The sequence below is a fragment of the Allobosea sp. P1_A7 genome (assembly GCF_056406775.1).
In genome coordinates, this window is sequence record NZ_JBFTZN010000042.1 from 19618 (window position 1) to 29534 (window position 9917).

The 9917-nt window shown below is 66.5% G+C and carries 12 protein-coding genes; 5 read left to right on the top strand and 7 right to left on the bottom strand.

From position 1 onward, the window contains the following. Positions 1 to 19 precede the first annotated feature (19 nt). From AC1D34_RS09920 to pdxH, 4 genes are read right to left on the bottom strand one after another with little or no spacing between them, the layout of a single operon-like run. Complete coding sequence (locus AC1D34_RS09920; protein ID WP_441488265.1) at positions 20 to 460, bottom strand: TIGR02301 family protein; 441 nt, start codon at positions 458 to 460, stop codon at positions 20 to 22. After that, positions 457 to 936 (bottom strand): NUDIX hydrolase, encoded by a 480-nt coding sequence (locus AC1D34_RS09925; protein ID WP_441488266.1) that lies wholly within the window; start codon positions 934 to 936, stop codon positions 457 to 459. Before AC1D34_RS09925 ends, AC1D34_RS09920 begins: the two co-directional genes overlap by 4 nt. Next, complete coding sequence (locus AC1D34_RS09930; RefSeq protein WP_052514014.1) at positions 933 to 1709, bottom strand: SDR family NAD(P)-dependent oxidoreductase; 777 nt, start codon at positions 1707 to 1709, stop codon at positions 933 to 935. The genes AC1D34_RS09925 and AC1D34_RS09930 overlap by 4 nt, the downstream gene beginning before the upstream one ends. 12 nt (positions 1710 to 1721) lie before the next feature. After that, positions 1722 to 2336 (bottom strand): pyridoxamine 5'-phosphate oxidase, encoded by a 615-nt coding sequence (gene pdxH / locus AC1D34_RS09935; protein WP_441488267.1) that lies wholly within the window; start codon positions 2334 to 2336, stop codon positions 1722 to 1724. A gap of 127 nt (positions 2337 to 2463) precedes the next feature. On the opposite strand from pdxH, the gene AC1D34_RS09940 reads away from it, so the two are divergent. The 3 genes from AC1D34_RS09940 to fabI all read left to right on the top strand — a co-directional run bounded on the left by AC1D34_RS09940 (position 2464) and on the right by fabI (position 4909). Beyond that, positions 2464 to 2928, top strand: coding sequence for an RT0821/Lpp0805 family surface protein (locus tag AC1D34_RS09940; protein ID WP_441507677.1), 465 nt, complete (start codon positions 2464 to 2466; stop codon positions 2926 to 2928). A gap of 147 nt (positions 2929 to 3075) precedes the next feature. Further along, complete coding sequence (locus tag AC1D34_RS09945; protein WP_069879466.1) at positions 3076 to 3993, top strand: DnaJ C-terminal domain-containing protein; 918 nt, start codon at positions 3076 to 3078, stop codon at positions 3991 to 3993. A 76-nt stretch (positions 3994 to 4069) separates the two neighbouring features. After that, a complete protein-coding gene (gene fabI / locus AC1D34_RS09950; RefSeq protein ID WP_441507678.1) occupies positions 4070 to 4909 on the top strand; it encodes an enoyl-ACP reductase FabI in 840 nt (279 codons plus the stop codon). Between the two features lie 15 nt (positions 4910 to 4924). Here fabI and folK read toward each other — a convergent pair whose 3' ends face one another. The 3 genes from folK to folP are packed head-to-tail and all read right to left on the bottom strand — an operon-like array spanning position 4925 to position 6631. Next, positions 4925 to 5440 carry a 2-amino-4-hydroxy-6-hydroxymethyldihydropteridine diphosphokinase gene (gene folK, locus AC1D34_RS09955; RefSeq protein WP_476824122.1) on the bottom strand — a complete coding sequence of 172 codons (516 nt, stop codon included), beginning with the start codon at positions 5438 to 5440 and terminating at the stop codon, positions 4925 to 4927. Beyond that, positions 5430 to 5804 carry a dihydroneopterin aldolase gene (gene folB / locus AC1D34_RS09960; protein WP_069879469.1) on the bottom strand — a complete coding sequence of 125 codons (375 nt, stop codon included), beginning with the start codon at positions 5802 to 5804 and terminating at the stop codon, positions 5430 to 5432. Before folB ends, folK begins: the two co-directional genes overlap by 11 nt. Then, positions 5801 to 6631, bottom strand: coding sequence for a dihydropteroate synthase (gene folP, locus AC1D34_RS09965; RefSeq protein ID WP_476824123.1), 831 nt, complete (start codon positions 6629 to 6631; stop codon positions 5801 to 5803). The genes folB and folP overlap by 4 nt, the downstream gene beginning before the upstream one ends. Before the next feature lie 137 nt (positions 6632 to 6768). Between folP and AC1D34_RS09970 the strand changes: the two genes are divergently transcribed. Together AC1D34_RS09970 and AC1D34_RS09975 are read left to right on the top strand one after the other, a co-directional pair. Further along, positions 6769 to 7377: a histidine phosphatase family protein gene (locus AC1D34_RS09970; RefSeq protein ID WP_476824124.1), complete on the top strand. Its 609-nt coding sequence runs from the start codon at positions 6769 to 6771 to the stop codon at positions 7375 to 7377. 227 nt (positions 7378 to 7604) lie between these two features. Beyond that, positions 7605 to 9917, top strand: a 2313-nt coding sequence (locus tag AC1D34_RS09975) for a non-ribosomal peptide synthetase (RefSeq protein WP_476824125.1), incomplete at its 3' end; no start/stop codon positions are given.

Sequence of the window (9917 nt, forward strand, 5' to 3'; positions counted from 1 at the left end):
AGTTTCGTCCCGATGTGACCTATCCGCCATAGCGGCCGGCGAGGGACCGGGCCAGACGGTCGCCTTCGGCGGCGAGTCGCCGTGCGGCCTCCTGGCTGCCGCCAGAACAGCTCCGGTGGGTCGCCGCATAAGCCCGGAAACCGCCGTTATAGGCACTCATCAGCCGTTCCCGCCGCTGTGGCGTGCGTCCTTCGGCCTCGATCAGCGCAGTCATGCGCTCACGCCAGACATCGGCTTCCTTGCCGCCGCACAAGGTCCGCAAATAGGCAAGCGAGCCCATGATCTCGGCGAGTTCGAGCAGTTGCGGTTCGTAAGGCGGAGGCGGCGCCTCGGGGGGCGGCGTGGCCTGGGTCGGCGGCTGCGGCGCCGATTGCTGGCGTTGCCCCTGTGCAACGGCGTGACCGAACGGCGCAACCGCCAATGTCCAGGCGAGCAGGAGCGCGAGGCGGGCGCAGGTCACGGCCGCTGCCCGCCGTTCTGCAGGATGGCATGGGCGTTCCGCAGCACGTCACCGAGTTCGCGCGTCGTCGCCAAGCCTCCGAGTTTGAGCGGATCGGCCCACATCACGGCGCCTGCCTCAGGGCCGGGCTGCGGCTCGCCGGAAATCCATTCGCCGACGAATGAGGCGATGACGAAATGATGCGTCACCGAGCCTGCCGCATCACGTCCGAAAATCTCGACATGCCGGTTGAAGCCGAGAATGGCGGCCTTGACCCCGACCTCCTCCTCGAGCTCGCGCAGTGCGGCCGCTTCAAGCGTCTCGCCTGCTTCGACCTTGCCGCCGGGGAGTGACCAGAGCTGGTCGGCCGGCGGCTTGGTGCGGGTTGCGAGCAGCACCTTGCCGTCGCGGAAGACCGCGAGGGACGCGGCAAGCGTTGGGCGCGCCGCCTTGGCCTGCGTCGGAAAACGGATGACCTGGCCGCCTTGGCTCTTCACACGTGCTGCCCGCCATTGATGTGCAACTCGGCGCCCGTGACATAGGACGAGGCGTCGGTGCAGAGGAAATGGATCGCCTTCGCGACTTCCTCCGTCTTGCCGAGCCGGCCGAGCGGCAGCGTCGCGACGATCTTCTCGGTGCCGGGCGAGAGGATGGCAGTGTCGATCTCGCCGGGCGAAATCGAGTTCACCCGGATGCCGAGCGGGCCGAAATCGGCGGCCATCTCGCGCGTCAGGCTGGCGAGCGCAGCCTTCGAGGTGGCATAGGCGGCACCGGCGAAGGGGTGGACGCGGGAGCCGGCGATCGAGGTGACGTTGACGATCGTGCCCCTGGCGGCGGTCAGCTCGTCCAGCAGGCCGCGCGCCAGCATGATCGGCGCGAAGAAGTTGACCTGGAAGACCTGGTGCCAGTCATTGAAGGAGGTCGTGGCAGCGCCCAGGCGCATGCCCTTCGGCCCCTTCGGCGAAATGCCGGCATTGTTGACCAGCGCATTGAGCTTGCCGCCCTCGGCCGCCAGCCGCTTCTTGATCTCGGCTATGCCACGCATCGTGTCCTCGGGGTCGCCGAGATCGATCTGGACATGATCGTCGGCGCCTGAGGGCCAGGGGCATTTATCCGAGAAGGCCTGGCGCGAGCAGGACAGGATGCGCCAGCCCGCCATGGCGAACTGCATCACCGTGGCGTGGCCGATCCCGCGGCTCGCTCCGGTCAGGAGCATGACCGGGCGCTTGCCTGCCTCGGTCTTGGGGAAGTCGAATTTCGGCATGGCCATGCGGTCAGATCCTCAGGGGTAAAGGCGGGTTCGCGTCCACGGCTCGGCGGCCGAGGCACGGCGGAAGACCACACGATCGTGCAGGCGGAAGGCGCCGTCGCGCCAGAACTCGATATAGACCGGGTCGATGCGGAATCCAGTCCAATGCGGCGGGCGCGGGATCGTGCTGAGACCGAATTTCGCGGCATAGCTCGCCACGGCCTTCTCGAGCGCGAAGCGGCTCTCGAGCGGGCGCGACTGCTGCGAGGCCCAGGCTCCGATGCGGCTGTCGCGCGGGCGAGACTGGAAATACGCATCGGCCTCGGCGTCGCTGACGATCGACACGGGTCCGCGAATACGGACTTGCCGGCGCAGGCTCTTCCAGTGGAACAATGCGGCCGCCTTGCCCTGGCCGAGAAGCTCCTCGCCCTTCTGGCTTTGGGTGTTGGTGTAGAAGACGAAGCCGTCGCGATCGTGCCCCTTCAGCAGGACCATGCGGACATTGGGCAGGCCCTCGGCATCGACCGTCGAGAGTGCCATGCCGTTCGGGTCGTTCGGCTCGGAGCGCGCGGCCTCCTCCAGCCAGCTCGCGAACAGGGCGAAGGGTTCATCGACTTCGGTGAAGTCACCCGGCGTTAACCGTTCCACGTGTCTAATCCTCGGCAAGTTCTGGTTAAGCGTCGGGCGAGCGCAATCTGTGATTTGGTGTTGGACTGCGAGTTTATATAGGCCAGCCCGGGCGGCGAACCAAAGCCTCGATCGGCGCGCTGCGCCCATGCGTCCGGCTGCTGTCGCCACCGTGCTGCTGCTCGCAGTTGCCAGCGCCGGCTGCTCGGTCTCCTTTCCGATCCTCGGCCTGTCGAGCAAGTCCGAAGACGAGGTGGCGATGACGACGACTTCGACCCTGCCGGCGCGCGGCACGACGAAGCCGAGCGTGCTTGGCGCCCTCTCCACCGAGCTYGGTCCCGAGGATCTGCGCCGTGCCGATGGGGCGATGGCGCTGGCCCTCGACCCCCAGGGCAATGGCGCAGCGGTCAACTGGGATAATCCGCAGAGCGGCATGAAGGGATCGTTCACGCCGGTCGGTGGGCCGTTCCTGCGCTCGGACGAGATTTGTCGTGCCTTCATCGCCAATGTCCAGACGCAGACCAGCCCGGTTCGGCTTCAGGGCACGGCCTGCCGTCCGTCCGGTGGAGAATGGGCAGTCAAGGAAACGCAACCCTGGAAGGGGTTGAGCTAGCATAGGCTGCCGGATCCGGCCTGCGGCCGCGCCGGGAAGGAAAACGTTGCATTCCCGCCACAGTCTCCCCACATAGCGGGCGGAGCTGTTCCGGCGTGCCGTATCGGGCGCGGGAAACAGCGTCTCGTCGAAGAGTGGGGTTCATGCATGCGCGATCCGTATCAGGTCCTGGGCGTCGCCCGTGGTGCCAGCGAAGCTGAAATCAAGAAAGCCTATCGCCGTCGCGCCAAGGACCTGCATCCCGACCGCAATCAGGATGATCCCAAGGCGCAGGACCGCTTCTCGGAGCTCAACAGCGCCTATGAGATCGTGGGTGACGAAACCAAGCGCAAACAGTTCGACCGCGGCGAGATCGACGCCGACGGCAAGCCGAAATTCCAGGGCTTCGAGGGCATGGGCGCCGGTCGGGGCGGGCGTGCCGGCGGGTTCGAGTTCAATTTCGGCCATGGCGGCGGCGCGGCCTCGGGGCGTGGTGGGGCCGATCAGGGCTTCGATCCTGCCGATATTTTCGGCTCGCTTTTCGGTGACGCGGCCCGCCGCGGCGGCGGCCGGGCTCGCCATGAGCCCCAGAAACCGCCGGAGCAGAGCTTTTCCCTGAGCGTCTCGCTTGCCGAGGCAGCCACGGGCGCTACCCGCCGTGTGAAGCTGCCGCATGGGCGCGAGGTCGAGGTCACGATTCCCGAGGGTGTTGCGGACGGCAAGGTCATGCGGCTGCGCGGCCTTGGCCAGACCGATCCCTTCTCGGGCGAGGCTGGCGACCTGCTGATGACGATCAAGGTCAAGCCCGATCCGCGCTTCACGATCGAGGGCCATGATCTGCGTACCCGCGTGGCGGTTCCGCTGGCGACGGCCGTGCTGGGCGGGCCGCTGCATGTGCCGACCCTCACCGGAGCCGTGGAGATGAAGATTCCGCCGCTAACCGGTACGACGAAGCAGTTTCGCCTGCGCGGCAAAGGGCTGAAGGGCGAGAAGGGTCATCACGGCGATCTCTTCGTCGCAATCGACATCGAGATGCCGGAGAAGGATCCCGAGCTGACGGCGCTGATGAAGGCGCGGAGCGAGTAAGCGAGCAACTGAGCCTTTCGTTGAGGCGCTGGCTCGGCTAAGAGACCTTCCGCTTCGTCCAGTTCGCAGGTCCCCGATGCCCGAATCCAGCGCTGCCTCCTCCACCGCCAATGTCCTGAAGGGCAAGCGGGGCCTCATCATGGGCGTCGCGAACAATCGCTCGATTGCCTGGGGCATTGCCAAGGCTGCGGCCGATGCTGGTGCGGAGCTGGCTTTCACCTATCAGGGCGATGCGCTGAAGAAGCGCGTCGAACCCCTGGCGAAGGAACTTGGCGGACACGTTGTCGGCCATTGCGACGTCACCGACTCGGCGACGATCGATGCCGTCTTCGCCGAGGTCGAGAAGCTCTGGGGCAAGCTCGATTTCGTCGTTCACTGCATCGCCTTCTCCGACAAGGACGAGCTGACCGGCCGCTATGTCGAGACGACTGAAGCGAATTTCACCAAGTCGCTCCTGATCTCCTGCTATTCCTTCACCGCCGTCACGCAGCGCGCCGAGAAGCTGATGACCAATGGCGGCTCGATGCTGACGCTGACCTATTACGGCGCCGAGAAATGGATGCCGCATTACAACGTCATGGGCGTGGCGAAGGCGGCGCTGGAATCGAGCGTGCAGTATCTCGCCGCCGATCTCGGTCCCTCGAAGATCCGCGTCAACGCGATCTCGGCCGGGCCGATCAAGACGCTCGCCGCCTCTGGTATCGGCGATTTCCGCTATATCCTGCGCTGGAACGAGTACAATTCACCGCTCCGTCGCACCGTGACCATCGAGGAAGTCGGCGAGACCGCGGTCTTCCTGGTCTCCGACATGTCGCGCGGCATCACCGGCGAGATCATGCATGTCGATGCCGGCTACCACGTGGTCGGCATGAAGGTGCCGTCTGCCCCCGATATCACGCTCGACAAGGGCGAGTGATCCGGAGCGCCGGCTTCAGCCGGCGCTGGCGTTCCGCAGGCGCGCCGTTTCCGTATCGTCGCGCCTGACTTCCTCGCTCGCGAGAGCGTCGCGCAGCTCGGACGCACTCCTGCCGCCGATGACGAGCGCCGGCGCGATTTCCGCGAGCGGTGCCAGGACGAAGGCGCGCTCGGCGATGCGCGGGTGCGGAACCTGAAGACCCGGCTCGTCGATGATAGCCTCGCCATAAGTCAGAATATCGATATCGAGCGTGCGCGGCCCCCAGCGCTCCTTGCGCTCGCGCCCCTGCTCGCGCTCGATCCTCAGACAGAAGGCGAGCAGGTCGGCCGCCGCGAGATCGGTTGCGATCATCACGGCCATGTTCTTGAATTCGGGCTGGTCGAGCTTGCCCCAGGGCGCGGTGCGATAGACCGACGAAATCCGCAGCACGGTCACGGAAGGATGGCGCGCCAGGGCTTCGATCGCGGCGGCGAAGGCAATGACCGGATCGCCGAGATTGCCGCCGAAGCAGAGAGCGGCCTCAGTCTTCACGCCGGAAGTCCAGGCGGATGCCGACAGCTGCCAGCGTTGCCGGAATCGGCGGCGCGGGCTTGCGCAGGGTGATCCAGACACGGCTGACCGGCGGGAACTCGGCCAGGATGGCCTGCGCCACGGCGCGCGCTGCCGCTTCCAGCAAATTGTAGCGGCGGGTGGTGAAGGTCTGTTTCACCACGGCGACGACCTTGCCGTAATCGACCGTATCCGCGAGGTCGTCGCTGATGGCCGAGGCGTGGATATTGGTCGCCAGCGCAATATCGAGCGTGAAGCGCTGGCCGAGCCGTTCCTCCTCGGAGAAGCAGCCGTGATAGGCATAGATGTCGAGCTTCTCGATCAGGATGCTGCCTGTCTCGCTCATGGCGCGTCTCCGATGGCGGTCCAGACCTTGAAGGCGTCGGCATGTGGACGAATGTCATGCGCGCGGATGATCGAGGCGCCCTGCGAGACGCCGTAGAGATGGGCTGCCAGCGTGCCGGCCAGTCGCTCGGCCGGAACCTTCTGGCCGGTGATCAGACCGATGGTCGACTTGCGTGAGGCGCCGAGCAGGATGGCGCAGCCAAGCTGTTCGAGCTGGCGGAGGTCGCGGATCATCGCGAGGTTCTGCGCCGGCGTCTTGCCGAAGCCGATTCCCGGGTCGACCACGATCTGCTCGCGTGGCACGCCGGCTGCGATGGCGATGGCGATGGAGCGTTCGAGGTAGCGCAGAACGTCGTGGAGGATATCAAGCGCGGGATCGATGCTGTCGCGGTTGTGCATCAGGATCATCGGGGCGCCGAAGCGGGCAGCGACATCGGCAATGGCCGGCTCGCGCTGGCAGCCCCAGACGTCATTGACGATCGCTGCGCCGGCGCCGAGCGCGGCTTCGGCGACCTCGGCCTTGTAGCTGTCGATCGAGATCGGGATGCGCGTTCGGGTGGCGAGTCGCGAAATCACCGGGATGACCCGGGCACGCTCGGTCTCCGCATCGACTTCTGCATGGCCTGGCCGGGTCGACTCGCCGCCGATATCGACGATATCGGCGCCCTCCGCGATCAGCGTTTCGGCATGAGCGATCGCCTCGTCGGCGCTCTTCAGCATGCCGCCATCCGAGAAGGAATCGGGAGTGACATTGACGACGCCCATGAGCAGGGGCGTCGTGCCGAGGGCAAGCCTGCGACCGTCTGGCAAAGTGAGAGCCGGGGACATGGATCCATCCGAAGCGGAGAGCCGCCTATACACAGCGCACTCGCGCTCTGCCATCAGAAAGCGATGACAGGTTGCCATGGCCAATACGCATGCCCCTGTGCCCCTCTGACGCTTTGACCTGCGGGCGCGGAGCGTGCATGAGCCGGAGCATGCTGCCGCTCACGATCTCTCACCGCCTCTTCCTCGTCCGTCACGGCGAAACCGACTGGAACCGGGAGGGCCGTCTCCAGGGTTCGAAGGACATCCCGCTGAACGAACTCGGGCGCGAGCAGGCGGCTGAAGCCGCCGGGCGCCTGCGCAACCTGGTGCAGGGCTATGAGGGGCTCGATTTCGTGGCCTCTCCCATGGAGCGGGCGCGCGAGACCATGGAAATCCTGCGCTACCGGCTGGGGTTGCCGCCCAAGGGCTACCGCATCGATGAGCGCCTGCGCGAGCTGACCTTCGGCGCCTGGGAAGGGTTCACCTGGCGCGAGGTCCGCAAGTCCGAGCGCGAGCTGGCGCTGGCACGCGAGCGCGACAAATGGGGCTTCGTTCCCCCTGAAGGCGAGAGCTACCGGATGCTGGCCGAGCGGATCAGGCCGGTGCTGGAAGGGCTGACGGGCGCGACGGTGATGGTGAGCCATGGCGGCGTGGCGCGCGCCGTGCTCGCTCTTGTCGGCGCGGTCGCGCCGGGGGAAGCCGCCATGGTCGATATCTGGCAGGGCAAGATCCTGATGGTCTCGGACGGACGCGTCTCCTGGGTCTAGCGCGAGGTTCGGTCGCAGACATTCATCGTGGGTTCAGGGGTGCTCTTTAAGGAGTGTTGTGCTAGCAGGGATGCACACAACAGCGACATGCTCGGCCGGGGGGAGGCAGCCGGAATCCGGATCGAACGATACGGTTTCCGGGGCAGTTTTAGAGGTGCGGTTCGCCGCAGGGTCGCCTTGGGGTGAGTGCCGCCGGGGCTGCTCTGGCCGATCCGCAGCGGGGCACCATGAACGACATCAGCATTCTGTCGGTGGACGAGACCGCCCGGAGCGCCACCCCGCTCGCCATGACCGCGGGCGAGAAGCGGCCTGACCTGATCCGCGATGAGGTTCTGGGCGAGATCTTGGCTGCGACAGTGGCCGCGCGCGGCGCGCACCCGGCTCTGACTGATGCCGGACGCCGGCTCAGCTATGACGAGGTCTGGGCAGCGGCGCGCAGTCAGGCGCGCGGCCTTGTCCTGTCGGGCGTCGGCCCCGGCAGCATGGTCGGCCTGTGGATGCCGCGCGGCATCGACCTTCTTGTCGCGCAGATCGCGATCACGCTCAGCGGCGCGGCCTGGGTGCCGTTCGATGCCGAGGCGCCTGTCGATCGCATCGCGACCTGCCTGAACGATGCCGAGGCCAAGGGGCTCGTGACCTGCGCCGCCTGGCAGGGCAAGGCGGCCGCGATCGGGCGTCCGGTCTGGTCGCCTGCCGATCTCGTGGCGCGTGACGATGGCGCACTCCTGCCGGCGCGCGCAGCCGGGCTGAGCAAGGATCATCCCGCCTACCTGATCTATACCTCGGGCTCGACGGGGACGCCGAAGGCGATCGTCATCAGCCATCACAACATCTGCCACTTCCTGCGCTCCGGGAACGCCTTCTACGGGATGGGGCCAGACGACATCGTCTTCCAGGGCGCGTCGGTCGCCTTCGACCTGTCGATGGAGGAAATCTGGACACCCTATCTCGTCGGCGCGACGCTGTTCGTCGCTTCGCCCGAGATGATGGGCGATGCCGAGAAGCTGCCGGCAATCCTGAACGGTGCCGGCGTCACCGTGATCGACACCGTGCCGACGCTGCTCGGTATCCTGCCTTCCGACGTGCCTTCGCTGCGGCTCATCCTGCTCGGCGGCGAGGCGCTGCCGCCCTCGATCGTGCAGAAATGGGCGAAGCCGGAAAGGCGCATCCTCAACACCTACGGGCCGACCGAGGCGACCGTGGTGGCGACCGCGACCGAGGTGAAACCCGGCGAGGTGGTGACCATCGGCCGGCCGATCCCCAATTATACCGCCTATGTCGTCAGCGAAGAGCTGCAATTGCTGCCGCCTGGCCAGCAGGGCGAACTCCTGATCGGCGGCCCGGGCGTCGCCCGGGGCTATCACGGCCGCCCCGAACTGACGGCGGAGAAATTCATCGCCAATCCGTTTGGCGGGATCGACGACCCCATTCTCTACCGATCCGGTGATGCGGTCAGCCTCGATGCGGCCGGCAACATCGTCTTCCATGGCCGTATCGACGACCAGATCAAGATCCGCGGCTTCCGGGTCGAACTCGGCGAGATCGAGTCGAAGCTCGCAGACGAGCCGGGGGTGAACCAGGCGGCGGTCGTGCTGCGCGAAGATGACGGCATCGAACGGCTCGTCGCCTTCGTGGTCAGCGAGCCCGGCGTCGCGGTCGATGCGGGCGTGCTGCGCGCTGCGCTGAGAGAACAGCTGCCTCCCTACATGGTCCCTGCCCATTTCGAGGCTGTCGGCTCGCTGCCGCGCATGGTCTCGGGCAAGGTCGACCGCAAGATGCTGAGGGCCGCGCCGCTGACGGCGCCGGCCGCAGCCGGCGAGCAGGAGCCGCCGCGCAACGAGACGGAGGCCGCCCTTCTCGAGGCGGCCAAGCGCGTACTGGGTGCGTCGAGCCTGCCGTTCGAGGCCGATTTCTTCGTCGATCTCGGTGGTCATTCGCTGCTGGCCGCGCGCTTCATCTCGATCGTGCGCGAAACCCCTGCCTATGCCGGCATCACGCTGCAGGACGTCTATGGTGCCCGTACGTTGCGTGGCATGGCGGCGGTGCTCGATGGGCGCGGGATCGCGGAGGCGGAGGATCTGTCTTTCACTCCGCCCTCCTTTCGGCGCCGCTTCCTGTGCGGGCTGGCGCAGGCCGCCGCGCTGCCGATCATCATCAGCCTGGCGACGGCGCAGTGGCTCGGAATTTTCGTCACCTATCTGCTGATTTCCGGCGAGGATCTGTCGCTGCCGGCGCAGGTCTTCACCCTGCTCGGCGTCTATGTCGCGATCACCATCGTCACCGGCCTGATCTCGATCGCCTTGAAATGGATCGTGCTCGGCCGGACCAAGCCCGGCGTCTATCCGCTCTGGGGTGTCTATTATTTCCGCTGGTGGTTCGCCGCGCGCGTTGCAGGCCTTGTCCATATCAAATGGCTGCAGGGTACGCCGGTGATGCGCTTCTACTGGCGCCTGCTCGGTGCCAAGGTCGGCCGCGACGTCATCATCTCGGATTACGAGGCCGGTGCGCTCGATCTCATCGAGATCGGCGACTACACGACC

Bases quoted from the DNA above. Each gene is read 5' to 3' on its own strand.
- AC1D34_RS09930 (WP_052514014.1), bottom strand. From the start codon at position 1,709: ATGGCCATGCCGAAATTCGACTTCCCCAAGACCGAGGCAGGCAAGCGC.
- AC1D34_RS09945 (WP_069879466.1), top strand. From the start codon at position 3,076: ATGCGCGATCCGTATCAGGTCCTGGGCGTCGCCCGTGGTGCCAGCGAA.
- fabI (WP_441507678.1), top strand. From the start codon at position 4,070: ATGCCCGAATCCAGCGCTGCCTCCTCCACCGCCAATGTCCTGAAGGGC.
- folB (WP_069879469.1), bottom strand. From the start codon at position 5,804: ATGAGCGAGACAGGCAGCATCCTGATCGAGAAGCTCGACATCTATGCC.
- folP (WP_476824123.1), bottom strand. From the start codon at position 6,631: ATGTCCCCGGCTCTCACTTTGCCAGACGGTCGCAGGCTTGCCCTCGGC.
- AC1D34_RS09970 (WP_476824124.1), top strand. From the start codon at position 6,769: ATGAGCCGGAGCATGCTGCCGCTCACGATCTCTCACCGCCTCTTCCTC.